Consider the following 15,424-nt stretch of genomic DNA (forward strand, 5'->3'; position numbering starts at 1 on the left):
CAATATGCTCACTGACTATGCTTCTGAATTCCCCAATGCTGAATGGGACGACTTTAGAACACACAATAATGGTGAATCGTATACTGTTATTAAAAACCTAATTTTCTTAGAGCAATATGAAATATGTGCGTATTGCGAAATTAGTTTAAAAGATGAAGAACCTCATAATAAAAGAGTAGAGCATTTTAGATCTAAATCGGACCATTCCACTACGCATAACGTTCATTTAGACTGGTTTAACCTTATAGGTGTCTGTTTAGGCGGAACAGACTATAAAAATAGAGAGAAATACGATCTTCCCGAGAACTTAAGTTGTGATTCCCACAAGTCACATTTTGAAGGTGTAAAAAAAGTCACAGATAAAGATTGGAATGGGAAAGTACTTTCGCCTTTGAACATGCCTTGTGATCAAGCTTTGTTTTTTTTTGAAAAGGAATCTGGAAGGTTAATCCCGAATGAAGTCAAATGTAATCAAATCGTAATTGAGGGTAACTTGCATGGTTCTACGTTATTACTCGTAGAGGAGACAATAAAGGTCTTCAATTTGAATTGTGACCGTCTGAACAAAGCTCGTTTGAAATTATTTCGCCAACTTCAACATAAAATAAAAGAAGCTCGAAAAAATGGAGATTTGGGAATCATTGAAAGATTTGTTGCTAGTTGGAGGCGAGATTCACCGCTATTTTTTCAAACGAGCAGGGATGCGATACTGTTAGATAATAAGATTACAGCACGTTATTTGTGAATGCTATAATCAAATGTCGTTAGTAGCTGAAATCAGTATCTCGTTAACTCTTGTGCGTGACTAATATTTCTTACACTCTCGACTTAGGCTATATCTGAAACCTGTATTGCTAGTTTTTTTAGTGCTTCTGCTCTCTCACTAAAATAGTCATAATGGTCATATACACTTTCTACACCTTTGAGTTTGTGGTTAAGGCATTTCTCTGCAATATGAGGGAGCACTCTCAATTCTGCTAATAAGCTACGACATGTCCTCCTTAAATCGTGGATAACAAAGTGATCAATCCCTTTATTACCGAGTATGTTGGGAAGTTCTCGCTTGGATTTTTTTATGTAACCCTGATTGCCAAATAGTTTTGCTAGAGCATGATTCAGAGTGTCATCTGAGATATACCCCCGACGTTTACTAAATCTTCTAGAAGGGAATAGGTATTCGGAACCGTTTGCTTTGATTGATAGCTCTCTGAACCAAGGTAATACTTCTTCAGGTAGTGGGATAGAGATCGCTTTACCTGTTTTAGTCCGCTCCTCTGGGAGATGCCAAGTTTTGGTTTCAAAGTTGAATTCATTCCATTTAGCTGCAATTAATTCCCCTTTTCTAATGCCCAGAGTTACAAGTAAGCAGAATGCTAGATAATTATCTCTGTTAAACACATGATGGTTTTCTCTCATTGCATTCAGGGTTATCTCAAGTTCCTTAAAAGATAGACTCCTAGATCGAGATTTCTCACTACCTCCTGCATCTCTAATCGATAGCGCACCAGCGGGGTTAAACTTAATAGCTCCTTCCTTAATCGCTCTATTAAAGATTTGTTTACAGTAGGCGAGAGCATCGTTGGCAATAGAAGGGCGTCCACTCTGGCTAATTTTGTCGACGATAGCGAGTATATCTAGAGGTTCAACTTTCTTTATCGAGAGATCTCCAATCATAGGGGCGATTTCTTTTTTATACACTCGTCGTGGTATCTGTGGGTTTTTTAGTTCACGTTCACATATACTTAACCATTTCTCAGCTATGTTGTTCACAGTGATGTAGGTTTTTCGATTCAGACGTTTTTTTTCTGCAAGTGGATCTATGCCTTGATTGATTTTTACTCTTGTTTCTGCCGCTTTATCTCTAGCATCTTTAAGGGATATTTCATCAGCCCTGCTTCCATATCTACCAAGAGTGAACTCCTTCCTAGTTTTATTGATGCTATACCTCAGAATCCAAAATCCGGTGCCTTCTGCACTAACTCGGAAGTAGAGACCTCTTCCTAAACTCTTTTTAACGGGCTTACCGAGTTTTTGAAGTTTTTTTAGTTCAGAATCTTGCATATGAGCAACTTATCAATTTGGTGGCAGATATACTAACTGTAGCTGATAACTCTATTGCCTGTCACCCAATCTGCCACCATTAAAATGAAATATTAAGAAACTTTGTGAACCGGAATGAAAAAGGGATTCAAAAAGAATCCCTTTAAATTAGATGTTTAGATTTAGTGTGAAGCGTTGTGAAACCCTATTCAATGTTCTGGATCTGCTCACGCATCTGTTCGATAAGAACTTTAAGCTCAACGCCCGATGCTGTGATGTCTGTGCTGATAGACTTAGATGCTAGCGTGTTTGATTCACGGTTGAACTCTTGCATCATGAAGTCAAGCTTACGGCCACAAGCGCCACCTTTTTTCAATACTACATTTGCTTCTTTCACGTGAGAGTCTAGACGGTCTAGCTCTTCTGCTACGTCTGACTTCTGAGCCAGTAGGATAAGCTCTTGTTCAACACGAGAACCTTCAAGTTCAATTTTCGCATCTTCAAATTTGGTAAGAAGACGCTCACGTTGCCATTCTAGGATCTCAGGCATGCGTGCACGAACTTTCACGACTTCTTCAGTGATTGCATCTAAGCGCTGTACGATGAGCGCCTTCATGTTTTCACCTTCACGAGCACGAGCGTCAATGAACTCTGCAATAGCATCGTTGAATGCTTCCAAAAGATCTTTGTTGATGGCATCCATGTCTTGCTCTGGCGTTTCCATCACGCCAGGCCAATTCATGACTTGGAATGGGTTCAGACGGCTGTCTTCACCTGTCATCGTCATTACTTGGTTCGCAGCATTGATTACTTGCTGAGCCAAACCTTCGTTAATGCTTAACTCGCCTTTCGCTGCTGGGTTTGCTTCAAAACGTAGGTTACATTCAACCTTGCCGCGCGCTAGACGCTTACGGAAACGCTCACGTAGGATTGGCTCTAAACCACGGAACTGTTCAGGCATACGGAAGTAAGTTTCTAGGTAGCGTTGGTTTACACTACGGATTTCCCATACTGCTGTACCCCAATCGCCTTTTACTTCTTTGCGCGCGTACGCGGTCATACTATAAATCATCGAATTTTCCTGTCTTTTATCATTCTGAAAATAACGCGCACGCATAGTATCACGATATGGTGTGCTCCCGAAGCTTGTCGATTTTCCGTTATAAATAGCCTTCACGGTAAGTATCTTTGAGTCGTAAGTCGCCTTAAGTAGTAGGCCACTTTGAATGGTAAATAGATTTGAAAGATAAACTGCTATATAATCTTGCCCCAATCAAAACTGTCTCACCCCTTTCTTAGGTGATGCACTCTTTCGATAGTAAATCACTTCAGACTGTTAATAAGGTAGATACCAATGCGTCCAAATGACCGCGCTGTAGATCAAATTCGTCCAATTAAAATTACTCGTAACTACACTGCTTATGCTGAAGGTTCTGTATTAGTTGAGTTCGGCAACACTAAAGTTCTATGTAATGCGACGGTAGAAGAAAACGTACCGCGTTGGTTGAAAGGCCAAGGAAAGGGTTGGGTAACGGCTGAATACGGCATGCTTCCACGTGCGACGCACACTCGTAACCGTCGTGAAGCGGCGAGCGGTAAGCAAGGTGGTCGTACGATGGAAATCCAACGTCTGATCGCTCGTAGCCTACGTGCTGTTGTTGACTTGAAAGTAATGGGTGAAATCATGATCACTGTCGATTGTGATGTTATCCAAGCAGACGGCGGTACTCGTACTGCTTCTATCTCAGGTGCAAGCGTTGCAATGGCTGATGCTATCAACAGCCTACTAGCAAGCGGCAAACTGAAAAAGAACCCAATGAAAGGCCACGTAGCGGCAGTTTCAGTGGGAATCGTTGGTGCACAAGCACTGTGTGACCTTGAGTACGTTGAAGACTCAGCAGCCGATACCGATATGAACGTTGTAATGACGGAAGACGGTAAGATGATTGAGATTCAAGGCACCGCAGAAGGCGAACCGTTCAGCCACGAAGAGCTGATGCAGCTTTTAGCCCTGGCGAATAAGGGCATTACCGATATCGTCGAAGCGCAGAAAGCTGCGTTGGCCGACTAGTTTTTAGATAGCTCCTTTCACAAGGAGCTATTTTTTTGTCTGTAAAACCCGAAAGGGTAGTGCAGAGCGTAAGTTAAGTTTTATTGAATAAACGTAGAGGAAGAACATGAAAGCATATCAACGTGAATTTATTGAATTTGCACTAGAGAAAGAAGTACTTAAGTTTGGTGAGTTTACTTTAAAGTCTGGCCGTAAGAGCCCTTACTTCTTCAATGCTGGATTGTTTAATACAGGTCGCGACTTAGCGCGTTTAGGTCGCTTCTACGCAGCAGCATTGGCAGATTCGGGTATTGAGTTCGATGTACTATTTGGCCCTGCATACAAAGGCATCCCAATCGCAACAACAACAGCGGTTGCATTGGCGGATCACCACGATGTGGACACGCCTTACTGCTTCAACCGTAAAGAAGCGAAGAACCACGGTGAAGGTGGCAACCTAGTGGGTAGCGAACTTGAAGGTCGTATCATGTTAGTGGATGACGTGATCACTGCAGGTACTGCGATCCGTGAGTCGATGGAAATCATCCAAGCAAACGGCGCTGACTTAGCGGGTGTTCTAGTTGCGATTGACCGTCAAGAGAAGGGCAAAGGTGAGTTGTCTGCGATTCAAGAAGTAGAGCGTGACTTCGGTTGTGCAATTATCTCAATCGTTAGCCTGACTGACTTAGTGACTTTTCTTGAAGAGAAAGGCACCGACGCAGTACATCTTGAGTCAGTGAAAGCGTACCGAGCTCAATACGGAATCTAATTCCTAAACTGAAGAAGTTGAACCTAATAGTTTAGTGCCTTAGGTTTAGAGATTAAAAAGAAAAATGCCCGAGAGATGAAACTCTTTCGGGCATTTTTTTACTTAAATCTTATTGGACAGAACAAGGCTCGCTTACTTGTAACGAATGCCTTTTTCCGCTTCTGGATCTTCCATGGTTTTGAAGCGCTTGTGTAGCCACATCCATTGTTCTGGGGCTCTTAAGATAATCTTCTCAAGATAGCGGTTCATATACGCTGCTGCCGCTTTTTCATCTTTCTGCGGATAGTTATCTTCGATTGATTCGTCGGCCATGATTTCATATTTTCCGTCGGCATTTCTAAAGCCAGACCCAATAACGACCGCGCATCGACTGGTGTAAGCCAAAATGCTGGTTCCAGTGGTGGTGCTTGCATCCTCTACTGCAAAGAAAGGTACGAATACAGATTTATTGCGACCGTAGTCATGATCAGGGAGATAGAATAGGCGATCTCCGTTACGCAGAACACGTATCATCTTTTTCACATCTTTACGATCGATTGTCTTGTTGCCATTGTGAGTTCTGCCCCAAAACTGAATGAGATTATATGCTGCATTATTATGCGGACGGTAAACCCCGTATCCCTGAAGTCCAATTATAGCAAAAGCACGTCCGGTAATTTCAAGGTTGAGAGCGTGCACACAACAAAGTAGAACGCCTTTGCCATTTTTACTGTGAGCTCTCATTGCAGAGGTATCTTTATCAACCAATAGCATTTTAAATCGCCACGTAGGCCAAAACCAAGTAATGCCGGTTTCAATCAAGGCTAATCCAGTATTTTTGAAGTTTTCTTTAACTAATTGATTTATTTCTTCTATGGGCTTTTCAGGGAAGGCCAGCTCCATATTACGAGTTGCAATATCAACCCGTTTTTTACCAAAACGCACGCCTAGTAAGCCAAGTCGCTGCCCTAAGGAGAGCAACACACGGTAAGGTAGCAGGTTAACAATTAGAGCCAACAACCCAAAGCCTAGCCATACGGGCCAGTATTTAGGGTGAAGCAGTAAGAGTGAAAATTCAGGCTTATCATATGTGGTTTTGTTCATATATTTGGCTTAATGCTGATTACTATTCGATTTGTGCACTCAGAAGTGCCCAATACTCTTCAAAGTTCGCTGTCGGTTGATATTTGAAGTCCGAGCGAACAAATCGATTTAAACTTCCTTCAACCTGACCTAACAATTGAGCCGCTAAGATTTTTTCATCAACCGGGAATGACTTCCCTTCGCGAAGCTTTCTTTCTCGTAGAATTTGACGAAGTTGCGTCTCAATACGTTCGAAAAGCTGATTGATGCGATCGCGTAGGCGTTCATTTTCAAACATTAGAGCATGACCAGATAAAATTCGAGTCAGGCCTGGGTTACGTTCTGAGAAAACCAAGATAAGTTGTAGCACTAGGCGTATGCGCTCTAGTGTGTCTTTCTCTTCATCTAGAATACGGTTGATTCGAGACATCAACGCTTCTTCAATGAACTCGATCAAGCCTTCAAACATGCGAGCTTTGCTTGGGAAGTGGCGGTATAACGCAGCTTCAGAAACACCAACTTGCTTGGCCAACTTTACCGTTGTGATACGAGAAGCACCTTCGGTCGATTCCAACATTTGTGCTAGAGCTTGCAGGATTTCTTCACGACGGTTTGATTTTCGAGTACCGGCCATCTATTTACTTCCTTTCCTAAAGATGAGGATTGAGTGAAGAAGGATTATAAACACCATTCAATTCTGTTCCTAGTTTTGTAAGACCTAGGTCAACAGAATCGAGAGGTGTCAGCGTATTGTCAGGGTAAAATTGTGCGTTTATACGTCAATAAGCTGTTGGATCTGATTAAGGATCTGGAAACCAAGAGAGTCTTTGCTATCTAGAGGTAGAGATTTATCGCCACCTTTCCAATAAAGGTGTAACTCATTACTACTACTATTAAAGCCTTGGCCTTCGACAGAAACATCGTTAGCACAAATCATATCGAGGTTCTTTCTTTCCAATTTTCCGCGCGCATACTTCTCGACATCTTGAGTTTCTGCTGCGAAGCCGACAGTAAATGGACGATCTTCGGTCATTGAGGCAACGGAAGCCACAATGTCTGGGTTCTTAACCATTTGAATGGTCATGTCATCTTTACCATCGACTTTTTTAAGCTTCTGGTCTGCAATGGCCTCCGGGCGGTAATCGGCAACCGCAGCGCAGCTGATGAAAATATCATGCTGAGCAGCATTGGCATTCACGGCATCAAACATCTGTTGTGCGCTGTCTACATCAATGCGATTAACCTTGTTTGGCGTCGCTAATGAAACAGGGCCACTGATTAGAGTCACTGTTGCGCCTTGTTTCGCGGCCGCTTCAGCCAGTGCATAGCCCATCTTGCCTGAGCTGTGGTTAGTAATGTAACGCACCGGGTCGATGGCTTCACGAGTTGGACCCGCAGTAATTAACACCGAACGGCCAGTCAGAGGTTTAGGTTGGAAGAAGTCTTCACAACGATGGACCAGTTGCATTGGCTCTAACATACGCCCCATACCAACATCGCCACAGGCCTGTTCACCAGCTGCCGGGCCCCAGATTTCACATCCACGACGTTTTAGCGTTGCGATGTTCTCTTGAGTCGCAGGGTGGCTGTACATTTGTTGGTTCATTGCTGGGGATACCGCAACTGGCGCATCGGTTGCTAAAACCAAAGTGGTCAGTAGGTCGTTACCCATGCCTGCGGTCATACGCGCAATAAGGTCTGCGGTTGCGGGTGCTAATAAGACTAGGTCAGCCCATTTCGCCAGTTCGATGTGCCCCATGGAAGCTTCAGCAGCAGGATCAAGCAAACTATCAGACACTGGCCTTCCAGAGACAGCTTGCATGGTGAGAGGAGTAATGAACTCCTTAGCCGCATTAGTCATGACGACTTGTACCTGCGCACCACGTTCGATTAAGCGTCGAGTCAGTTCGGCACATTTATACGCAGCGATACCACCACTAATGCCAAGTAGGATTTTTTTTCCAGCTAGGCCTTGTTGGTCAGCGTTATCCAGTTGATTAACCAATGTTTGCATGATTCTGTTCCTTAATTTCTCTGGGACTAACGATATCAGAACAAAGGATTAGTGCCTAGAAGCAGAATTGGAACAGGTTTGACACTCATCAAGTTGATGTTATCAAACTTATCAATTACACGGTTTTGCTAGGCATTAGTCTTCTTTATAAAGCTGTGGAAGCTCTCCGTAGACAAACGGATTAGGCTGATGGATCGTATTCATCACCCTAGATAGCCTTTATATGCCTATAAGTAAAATGCCTGTTGAGTCGATGCCAAGAGAAAAGTTACTGAGTAGAGGCCCCGACTCCTTAAGTGATGCGGAGTTGTTAGCTATATTTCTTCGAACGGGCACACAAGGAATGAATGTTTTAGAGCTATCAGACAAGTTGATCAAAGATTTTGGTTCGCTTCGCCATCTTTTTTCTGCAACGGAGGCTGAGTTTTGTGCCCATAAAGGGATGGGGCAGGCGAAATATGTCCAGTTGCAGGCTGTTTTGGAGATGACGCAACGTTATTTGGCCGAGACTTTATCTCGAGGGGATGCACTAACTAGCCCAAGTCACACCAAGTTGTATCTTTCGAGTATATTGCGTGATCGCCAGCGAGAAGCCTTCTACATATTGTTCCTAGATAACCAAAACAGAGTAATAAAGGATGAAGTGATGTTTGAAGGAACCATCGATGCAGCATCTGTTTACCCGAGAGAAGTGGTTAAACGGGCACTTCATCATAATGCTGCCGCTTTAATCCTAGCGCACAACCATCCTTCCGGTGTCGCAGAGCCAAGCCAAGCAGATAGGCGAATTACACGTAGATTAACCGACGCATTGGCACTAGTGGACATCCGAATTCTCGACCATTTTGTCGTTGGAGATGGCGAAGTTATCTCTTTTGCAGAGCGCGGATGGATTTGAATCACATTTTAGGTTGTTAGTTGCGTTAAATCTGCTATCATTCCGCCCACATTTTAGAACCTTAAATCAGCTCTGATTACTCAAATAGCTGCCCTGTTCAAAAAAAGATCACGAAATCCTTAAAAAGGATCTGTTCGGGTCTTGAGCAATGCATGTCAAGTTAGTATAATACGCGACCTTTGATAGCCTTGAATGGATTTTCCATTATGGTTTTTACCTCTATTTTCAGAATTGATAGAGAGGTTCGGCCACCAAGGTTGATATCGAGCTGAAACGATTTGGAGAGACATTCATGTCCCGAGTATGTCAAGTAACTGGTAAGCGTCCAGTAACGGGTAATAACCGTTCACACGCACGCAATGCTACCAAGCGTCGTTTTCTGCCGAACCTACAAACTCACCGTTTCTGGGTAGAGAGCGAAAAACGTTTTGTTAAACTACGTCTAACTGCTAAAGGCATGCGTATTATTGATAAGAAAGGCATCGATGCTGTTCTTGTTGATATCCGTGCACGTGGCGAAAACGTTTAAGAGGAATTAAGCAATGGCTAAAGGCATTCGTGAGAAAATCCGTCTAGTATCTTCTGCTGGAACTGGTCACTTCTACACAACTGACAAGAACAAGCGTAACATGCCAGGCAAATTTGAGATCAAAAAGTTTGATCCAGTAGTTCGCCAGCACGTTATGTACAAAGAAGCTAAAATCAAGTAATTGATAGCCCCTTTGTCTCTTCTTTTATAGAAGAATAAATTAAAAACCCAGCTTATAGCTGGGTTTTTTTATATCTAAAATTTGAGTTACTCAATTATTCTTGTGTGATATAGCGTCTGATAGATAGAAAACCGTACAACATAGAAAGTATTGCCACTTTCACGATATACTGATTACTCAATAGATTAGATGAGCAGAATCAGATGAGATATCGTGGACGTCGATGGAACAACATACTCATGTTCAGTGTGATCGCTTTTATTGGGGTGTTAAATCTTCCAACTTTGATCAAAACGTACCTTATCGAGCCTGAACCTGAAGTTAAGATCAGCGGTTCTTATCCTTCTCTTTTAAATCCAACAGCTGAGCTTCAAGCTTTGCATTTTGCTAATTGGTCAGTTGTACTCGAAGACGATCATTGGGCTTATCAATTTAAAGACACAGTGCTTCCTCAAACTACCAGTGCACAAGAGTTGTCACAGAGATGGCAGGAACTTGTGGGCACCGAAGTTGACTCTCAAACCTATACCGATCTCTCACCACAATTGAATACCCCGCACACCATTGAGGTGTGGTATCAAGATCAAGAAGAACCACAACGTATTACTTATTATCAGCTGCCTCAGTTCTGGTTGCTAAAAAACTGGAATGATCAGTGGTTGGCGGTGTCTATTGAAGAGAGTTACTTGTTTCCAAGCTTTGGCTCAGAAGATTCATTTAAATCAGACCATCTCTTTAAAGCAGACAAGCTATCTATATCAGACAAATCACCTAAATCGGACGACTAACTATGCCTGAATTACCCGAAGTCGAAGTGAGCCGCATGGGGATCTCGCCTCATTTAGTCGGTGAGAAGATTAAAGCGCTTACCTTTCGAACGCCTAAGCTGCGCTGGGATATTCCTCAAGAACTTAAGCGATTAGAAGGGCAGGTGATTCGCTCTATCTCACGCCGAGCTAAGTATTTATTGATAGAAACCGATACCGGAACAGCCATTGTTCACCTTGGGATGTCTGGCTCACTGCGCGTGTTAGACGCCGATTTCCCGCCAGCAAAACACGATCACGTGGATCTTAAGTTAACCAATGGCAAGATCTTGCGTTATAACGATCCGCGTCGCTTTGGTGCGTGGTTATGGTCGGCGCCTGATGAGATACATACTGTATTACTTGGTTCTGGTCCTGAGCCACTAACTGACGACTTCAACGCCGATTACATTGCTGAGAAAGCAGAAAAGCGTAAGGTCGCCGTCAAACAGTTCATTATGGACAACAAAGTCGTGGTCGGTGTGGGTAATATCTACGCCAATGAAGCGCTATTTTCTTCACGTATTAATCCTTTGCGCTCTGCAAGTAAGGTTACAAAACAAGAGTGGCTCTTGTTAACTAAAGAGATCAAGCAAGTACTCACGACGGCTATCAGACAGGGTGGAACAACGCTAAAAGACTTTGCCCAAGCGGATGGAAAACCGGGATATTTTGCTCAAGAGCTGCAGGTTTATGGTAAGGCTGGTGAACAGTGTCCTAACTGTGAAGAGCTGATTCAGGAACTTAAAATAGGGCAAAGAAACACGTTTTATTGCTCTAGCTGTCAGGTATAGATGTGTCCTTCTCAATACAGAAGTTGATATCACTTGAAGCTGTGTCTAGGGCACTTTATCTGATAAAATTACGGGTATTATTGTGGAATTTGTCGTCTTCATTTCTAAAGGCAGAGTCTACCTCTAGAGCTTTGTTGATAATTCCTTACCTATGGCTGCTGACTTTGCCTTCGTTACATTACGCAAAAATAAAATATAAAGAGAAACTATGAAGATATTTTATTATCTAAAACATGCCTTGCTCTCTATCGCACCTCGTTTGTATTTTTCAAAACAGTTTGAAAAGCTGGAAAAGTCATATTCCGGTCAAGCTGACTATATAAAAAGCAGAGTAAATTATTATGTGAAAGGGCTCGGCGACTTTGATAAGGCTAGTCTAAGCTGCGAGATTAGTAATTATTCTCGAAAAGGCTACACATCTTATTTCTTTGATCTTAAAGAGTTTCTTCATTATTTTCCAAAGTACTTTCGTTTCAGTTACTACTTTGGTGATGAAACGCATATAGAGCCAGTTCCAACTTTATTTAAAGCTCGTCCGATTGATGGGAACAATAGTAACTCTGTACTATTTAAATTAGATAAGCGTCGTCATTTCCGATTCGTGGATGATAGCTTAAGTTTTTCTGATAAAAAAAATATGGCTGTGTTTCGTGGTGCCGTGACTCAACCACACAGAATTCGTTTTATGGAAACTCTGTATGGTCATCCACTGATGAATGCAGGTCAATCGAATACTTCAGAGCAACACCCAGAGTGGCAACAGCCATTTATGACAGTAGAAGAGCAGCTTCAATACAAATTCATTATTTGTCTTGAAGGGAACGATGTTGCATCAAACTTGAAATGGGCAATGTCTTCAAACTCACTTGTCGTTACTCCAAAAATGAAATTTGAAACGTGGTTTATGGAAGGCACTCTGCAGCCAGGCATACATTATGTAGAGGTGAAGGATGACTGGTCGGATTTTGAGCAAAAAATCAAATACTATTTAGACAACCCTAAAGAGTCTGAACAGATGATCAAAAATGCGCATGAATACCTTGCTCCTTTCCAAGATGAACAACTAGAAAAATTGGTTTGCATTAAAACACTTCAAGAATATTTTAGACTATCTGGCCAAGCTATTAACGAACACGCTATTAACGAGCAAGACAAATGAAAATTCTGATTATTGGCCCGTCATGGGTTGGAGACATGGTCATGTCTCAAGGCTTATATATTGAGTTGCAAAGACAGTATCCTGACGCAAAAATTGATGTTTTAGCGCCAGCGTGGTGTAAGCCTATTTTGGAAAGAATGCCACAAGTCAATCAAGCTCTTGAAATGCCACTAGGGCATGGGCAATTTGATCTGAAATCTCGTTATAAGATCGGCAAATCGTTGAGGGAAGTACAGTACGATAAAGCGTACGTATTACCTAACTCCGCGAAATCAGCTTTAATTCCCCTGTTTGCACGCGTTCCTGAACGAGTTGGCTGGAAAGGTGAAATGCGTTTTGGTTTGCTTAATGACGTTAGAACCAATAAAAAAGCGTTTCAATACATGTTAGAGCGATATGTAGCGTTAGCGCACCCTAAAGCTGAAATGACGGGTAGTGGTTGTTTAGGTGAATTGTCATCATTACCTTTTCCAAGCCTACAAGTTGTTGACTCCAGCCAACAAGAGGCTATGGAGCAATTTGGTTTAAACAATCAAAGGCCTATCCTTGGTTTATGTCCTGGTGCTGAGTTTGGCCCTGCGAAACGTTGGCCTGATAATCACTTTGCAACAGCAGCGACAGCGATGATAAAGCAAGGTTACCAAGTGTGGTTGTTTGGCTCGGCTAAAGATCGTGAAGTAACCCAAAAGATAATCGAACAAGTCCCTGTTAATATGCAGCAGCATTGCTTCAATTTAGCTGGAGATACGAGCTTAATTCAGGCTGTAGACTTGATCGGGGCTTGTCGTACTGTCGTTAGCAATGATTCTGGGTTGATGCATGTGGCCGCCGCGGTGGGCTGTAATGTCGTGGCTGTTTATGGCTCTAGTTCACCTAAATATACGCCTCCGCTAACCAACAAACTGGCGATCATCAATACCGATATTGAGTGCCGACCTTGCTTTGAACGAACTTGTCCCAAGCAGCACCTAAAGTGCCTAACTGAGTTAATGCCGAGTAGAGTCATTAGTGCTATTGAGCAGTTTGATGTTATTTCCCAAGGCAAAATATAAATAAGGTCGTTATATGAGCATCGTCGTTCGTTGGGCCTATACCGCGCTACTTTTCCTTGTTAGCCCTATTCTGCTTTGGGGCCTATATCGCTCCAAAGCAAACAAACCGCCTTTTGGTCATCGCTGGAAAGAGCATTTCGGATTTACACCGCCTATTAAGAATAGACAGTCGGGTGTGATTTGGATTCATGCCGTTTCAGTAGGGGAAGTGCTGGCGAGTAAGAAGTTAGTTGAACAACTGGCGATACAAAACCCAGATAAAAGAATACTGATCACTACAACAACGAGCACAGGCGCTGAACTGGTAGAAAAGATGAGCGGTTCGATTAGCCACCGTTATATGCCTATTGATTTTAGTTGGTGTGTTCAACGTTTTATCAACCGCATTCAGCCAGACAACATGCTCATTATTGAAACGGAATTATGGCCGAACACCATTAACACCGTTGCTAAAAATGATATTCCGATGATATTAGTCAATGGACGATTATCAGAAAAATCAGCCAGTAATTATCAAAAAATGAGTTCGTTAATTTATCCGACAATTTCTAAGTTAAGTTTAATATTGACGGTACACTCTGATGATAAATCTCGATTTGAGTTACTAGGTGCGCCGAGCGAAAAAGTCATTGTCACAGGCTCAATCAAGTACGATGTGTCGATTGATAATAATATAATCGCACAAGGTGAACATCTTAGAAGTATTTTTGGACAGGGTAGGCAGATTTTCGCCGCCGCGAGCACTCATGCGGGCGAAGATGAACAAATATTTAGAGCTTACCAGCAAGCCAAAAGAGAACTGCCAAAATTACTCTTAGTGATAGTACCTCGTCACCCTGAACGGTTTGATTCAGTTGCTGAATTGGCCAAAAACCGAGGCTTAGTTTTGGTTCGTCGAACCGAAGTTGTTGACGAGTTACCGCTTGATGTCGATGTCTACCTAGGAGATACGATGGGAGAGCTTATGGTTTTGCTTTCTGCGAGCGATCTTGTCTTTATGGGAGGAAGCCTACTTGGAAAGAAAGTAGGAGGGCATAACTTCATCGAACCTGCGCTGCTTCAAAAATACTGCTTAACAGGGCCGAGCTATTTCAATTTTGCAGACCTAGCGAATCAATTGATCGAGTCAAGCGCACTGTCTGTTGTAGCCGATGAGAATGAGCTTGCTTTACAAATGATCAGTGCATTATCCAAGCCTAAAGAGTTAATTGAAAAAGGGCGAATAGGCTATGGTATAGTTCAACAGAATCAAGGTGCGTTACAACAAACACTCCAATTGATACATCATTCAGCCACCAATAATCAGTCAACCAATATTGAGACATCACCATGATCAAAACTTTTGTTATCCATGTAAGCAAAGGCTACGAAGAACGTAGAAAACATATAGATAAGCACCTGCCAGAAGTGGGCATCACTGATTACGAATATATGTTAGCTGGTGATATCGATGATCTATCTGATGACGTTAGAAATGGTTTTTTTGACGACTCACTGAGGCTCCCTGAGAAGTCTTGCTTTTATAAGCACTACTTAGTGATGAAAAAAGTCGTAGAAGAACAAATTCCACAAGTATTAGTGTTAGAAGATGATGCTTTTTTAAATAGCGATTTTATTGAGCAACTAGAAGCTTTCCAAAGCGAGCTTGCTGGTGAAGAAAAGTATCTTGTAAATATTGAAGAGGCGTCGAGTTTAGTACCCACATCAGTAAGAGTACCAAATCAACATCTGTACTTGTGTAAAACGAACAAGCTTACTGGTGGTTTGCTTTATGACCTTAGTTTTGCTCGCGCAATGGTAGAGCATATGGAAAACAATATAACCGACGCACCTATTGATGGTTATATTGGTAATGAACGAACGACATTAGAGTACAATATTTTTTGGACACACCCACCTTTGGTTCGTCAGGGCAGTAAAACCGGTGCATTTGATAGTGAGTTGAGTGGTAGAACCTCAGGGCTTTATGCGACGGTGAGAAGTTGGTTTAAAGAGGGATACCGAACTCATGTTCGAAGCCATGTCAGCAGCAAGCACAAAGCACTTTTTAAAAATATTACGAAGTACTAA

17 protein-coding genes are annotated in these 15,424 nt (G+C 42.4%); 12 read left to right on the top strand and 5 right to left on the bottom strand.

Annotation, left to right across the window (positions count from 1 at the left end; all coding sequences use genetic code 11):
* Window positions 1–4 precede the first annotated feature (4 nt).
* Window positions 5–745 (top strand): retron Ec78 anti-phage system effector HNH endonuclease PtuB, encoded by a 741-nt coding sequence (gene ptuB / locus OCV30_RS00725; RefSeq protein ID WP_141678270.1) that lies wholly within the window; start codon window positions 5–7, stop codon window positions 743–745.
* An 83-nt stretch (window positions 746–828) separates the two neighbouring features.
* Here the strand turns inward: ptuB and OCV30_RS00730 are convergent, their stop codons facing one another.
* Window positions 829–2,061, bottom strand: a complete 1,233-nt coding sequence (locus OCV30_RS00730) for a tyrosine-type recombinase/integrase (RefSeq protein ID WP_065678246.1) — start codon at window positions 2,059–2,061, stop codon at window positions 829–831.
* 184 nt (window positions 2,062–2,245) lie between these two features.
* The gene (locus OCV30_RS00735; RefSeq protein ID WP_004735725.1) at window positions 2,246–3,112 is read right to left on the bottom strand and encodes a YicC/YloC family endoribonuclease; all 867 of its coding nucleotides are present in this window, start codon (window positions 3,110–3,112) and stop codon (window positions 2,246–2,248) included.
* A gap of 282 nt (window positions 3,113–3,394) precedes the next feature.
* Here OCV30_RS00735 and rph point away from each other — a divergent pair, with 282 nt between their 5' ends.
* Both rph and pyrE read left to right on the top strand, forming a co-directional pair.
* Complete coding sequence (gene rph, locus OCV30_RS00740) at window positions 3,395–4,111, top strand: ribonuclease PH (protein WP_004735726.1); 717 nt, start codon at window positions 3,395–3,397, stop codon at window positions 4,109–4,111.
* 106 nt (window positions 4,112–4,217) lie between these two features.
* Entirely contained in the window at window positions 4,218–4,859 is a 642-nt protein-coding gene (gene pyrE / locus OCV30_RS00745; RefSeq protein ID WP_065106073.1) for an orotate phosphoribosyltransferase, read from the top strand.
* A 132-nt stretch (window positions 4,860–4,991) separates the two neighbouring features.
* Here the strand turns inward: pyrE and lpxL are convergent, their stop codons facing one another.
* The 3 genes from lpxL to coaBC all read right to left on the bottom strand — a co-directional run bounded on the left by lpxL (window position 4,992) and on the right by coaBC (window position 7,935).
* A complete protein-coding gene (gene lpxL / locus OCV30_RS00750; RefSeq protein WP_065678245.1) occupies window positions 4,992–5,942 on the bottom strand; it encodes an LpxL/LpxP family Kdo(2)-lipid IV(A) lauroyl/palmitoleoyl acyltransferase in 951 nt (316 codons plus the stop codon).
* 22 nt (window positions 5,943–5,964) lie between these two features.
* Complete coding sequence (slmA, locus tag OCV30_RS00755; protein ID WP_017100198.1) at window positions 5,965–6,555, bottom strand: nucleoid occlusion factor SlmA; 591 nt, start codon at window positions 6,553–6,555, stop codon at window positions 5,965–5,967.
* Window positions 6,556–6,693: 138 nt separating this feature from the next.
* A complete protein-coding gene (gene coaBC, locus OCV30_RS00760; protein WP_065678244.1) occupies window positions 6,694–7,935 on the bottom strand; it encodes a bifunctional phosphopantothenoylcysteine decarboxylase/phosphopantothenate--cysteine ligase CoaBC in 1,242 nt (413 codons plus the stop codon).
* 223 nt (window positions 7,936–8,158) lie between these two features.
* On the opposite strand from coaBC, the gene radC reads away from it, so the two are divergent.
* The 9 genes from radC to OCV30_RS00805 all read left to right on the top strand — a co-directional run bounded on the left by radC (window position 8,159) and on the right by OCV30_RS00805 (window position 15,424).
* Window positions 8,159–8,833 (top strand): RadC family protein, encoded by a 675-nt coding sequence (gene radC, locus OCV30_RS00765; RefSeq protein ID WP_012603038.1) that lies wholly within the window; start codon window positions 8,159–8,161, stop codon window positions 8,831–8,833.
* 292 nt (window positions 8,834–9,125) lie between these two features.
* Window positions 9,126–9,362, top strand: a complete 237-nt coding sequence (gene rpmB / locus OCV30_RS00770; protein ID WP_004728407.1) for a 50S ribosomal protein L28 — start codon at window positions 9,126–9,128, stop codon at window positions 9,360–9,362.
* A 13-nt stretch (window positions 9,363–9,375) separates the two neighbouring features.
* Window positions 9,376–9,543, top strand: a complete 168-nt coding sequence (gene rpmG, locus OCV30_RS00775) for a 50S ribosomal protein L33 (protein ID WP_002535344.1) — start codon at window positions 9,376–9,378, stop codon at window positions 9,541–9,543.
* Between the two features lie 203 nt (window positions 9,544–9,746).
* The gene (locus OCV30_RS00780; protein WP_083994566.1) at window positions 9,747–10,331 is read left to right on the top strand and encodes a hypothetical protein; all 585 of its coding nucleotides are present in this window, start codon (window positions 9,747–9,749) and stop codon (window positions 10,329–10,331) included.
* A gap of 2 nt (window positions 10,332–10,333) precedes the next feature.
* Window positions 10,334–11,143 carry a bifunctional DNA-formamidopyrimidine glycosylase/DNA-(apurinic or apyrimidinic site) lyase gene (gene mutM / locus OCV30_RS00785; protein ID WP_065678242.1) on the top strand — a complete coding sequence of 270 codons (810 nt, stop codon included), beginning with the start codon at window positions 10,334–10,336 and terminating at the stop codon, window positions 11,141–11,143.
* A 208-nt stretch (window positions 11,144–11,351) separates the two neighbouring features.
* On the top strand, window positions 11,352–12,302 hold the full coding sequence (locus tag OCV30_RS00790; protein WP_065678241.1) for a glycosyl transferase family 90: 951 nt from the start codon (window positions 11,352–11,354) through the stop codon (window positions 12,300–12,302).
* Window positions 12,299–13,354 (top strand): lipopolysaccharide heptosyltransferase II, encoded by a 1,056-nt coding sequence (waaF, locus tag OCV30_RS00795; RefSeq protein ID WP_065678240.1) that lies wholly within the window; start codon window positions 12,299–12,301, stop codon window positions 13,352–13,354. The genes OCV30_RS00790 and waaF overlap by 4 nt, the downstream gene beginning before the upstream one ends.
* A 13-nt stretch (window positions 13,355–13,367) precedes the next feature.
* The gene (gene waaA / locus OCV30_RS00800) at window positions 13,368–14,687 is read left to right on the top strand and encodes a lipid IV(A) 3-deoxy-D-manno-octulosonic acid transferase (protein ID WP_065678239.1); all 1,320 of its coding nucleotides are present in this window, start codon (window positions 13,368–13,370) and stop codon (window positions 14,685–14,687) included.
* Window positions 14,684–15,424 (top strand): glycosyltransferase family 25 protein, encoded by a 741-nt coding sequence (locus OCV30_RS00805; protein ID WP_065678238.1) that lies wholly within the window; start codon window positions 14,684–14,686, stop codon window positions 15,422–15,424. Before waaA ends, OCV30_RS00805 begins: the two co-directional genes overlap by 4 nt.

Source organism: Vibrio atlanticus, from assembly GCF_024347315.1.
GTDB lineage: Bacteria > Pseudomonadota > Gammaproteobacteria > Enterobacterales > Vibrionaceae > Vibrio > Vibrio atlanticus.

What these genes read in the sequence shown, in the direction of transcription:
- ptuB (WP_141678270.1), top strand. Translation starts at nt 5, where the DNA reads ATGCTCACTGACTATGCTTCTGAATTCCCCAATGCTGAATGGGACGAC.
- OCV30_RS00730 (WP_065678246.1), bottom strand. Translation starts at nt 2,061, where the DNA reads ATGCAAGATTCTGAACTAAAAAAACTTCAAAAACTCGGTAAGCCCGTT.
- OCV30_RS00735 (WP_004735725.1), bottom strand. Translation starts at nt 3,112, where the DNA reads ATGATTTATAGTATGACCGCGTACGCGCGCAAAGAAGTAAAAGGCGAT.
- rph (WP_004735726.1), top strand. Translation starts at nt 3,395, where the DNA reads ATGCGTCCAAATGACCGCGCTGTAGATCAAATTCGTCCAATTAAAATT.
- pyrE (WP_065106073.1), top strand. Translation starts at nt 4,218, where the DNA reads ATGAAAGCATATCAACGTGAATTTATTGAATTTGCACTAGAGAAAGAA.
- lpxL (WP_065678245.1), bottom strand. Translation starts at nt 5,942, where the DNA reads ATGAACAAAACCACATATGATAAGCCTGAATTTTCACTCTTACTGCTT.
- slmA (WP_017100198.1), bottom strand. Translation starts at nt 6,555, where the DNA reads ATGGCCGGTACTCGAAAATCAAACCGTCGTGAAGAAATCCTGCAAGCT.
- coaBC (WP_065678244.1), bottom strand. Translation starts at nt 7,935, where the DNA reads ATGCAAACATTGGTTAATCAACTGGATAACGCTGACCAACAAGGCCTA.
- radC (WP_012603038.1), top strand. Translation starts at nt 8,159, where the DNA reads ATGCCTATAAGTAAAATGCCTGTTGAGTCGATGCCAAGAGAAAAGTTA.
- rpmB (WP_004728407.1), top strand. Translation starts at nt 9,126, where the DNA reads ATGTCCCGAGTATGTCAAGTAACTGGTAAGCGTCCAGTAACGGGTAAT.
- rpmG (WP_002535344.1), top strand. Translation starts at nt 9,376, where the DNA reads ATGGCTAAAGGCATTCGTGAGAAAATCCGTCTAGTATCTTCTGCTGGA.
- OCV30_RS00780 (WP_083994566.1), top strand. Translation starts at nt 9,747, where the DNA reads ATGAGATATCGTGGACGTCGATGGAACAACATACTCATGTTCAGTGTG.
- mutM (WP_065678242.1), top strand. Translation starts at nt 10,334, where the DNA reads ATGCCTGAATTACCCGAAGTCGAAGTGAGCCGCATGGGGATCTCGCCT.
- OCV30_RS00790 (WP_065678241.1), top strand. Translation starts at nt 11,352, where the DNA reads ATGAAGATATTTTATTATCTAAAACATGCCTTGCTCTCTATCGCACCT.
- waaF (WP_065678240.1), top strand. Translation starts at nt 12,299, where the DNA reads ATGAAAATTCTGATTATTGGCCCGTCATGGGTTGGAGACATGGTCATG.
- waaA (WP_065678239.1), top strand. Translation starts at nt 13,368, where the DNA reads ATGAGCATCGTCGTTCGTTGGGCCTATACCGCGCTACTTTTCCTTGTT.
- OCV30_RS00805 (WP_065678238.1), top strand. Translation starts at nt 14,684, where the DNA reads ATGATCAAAACTTTTGTTATCCATGTAAGCAAAGGCTACGAAGAACGT.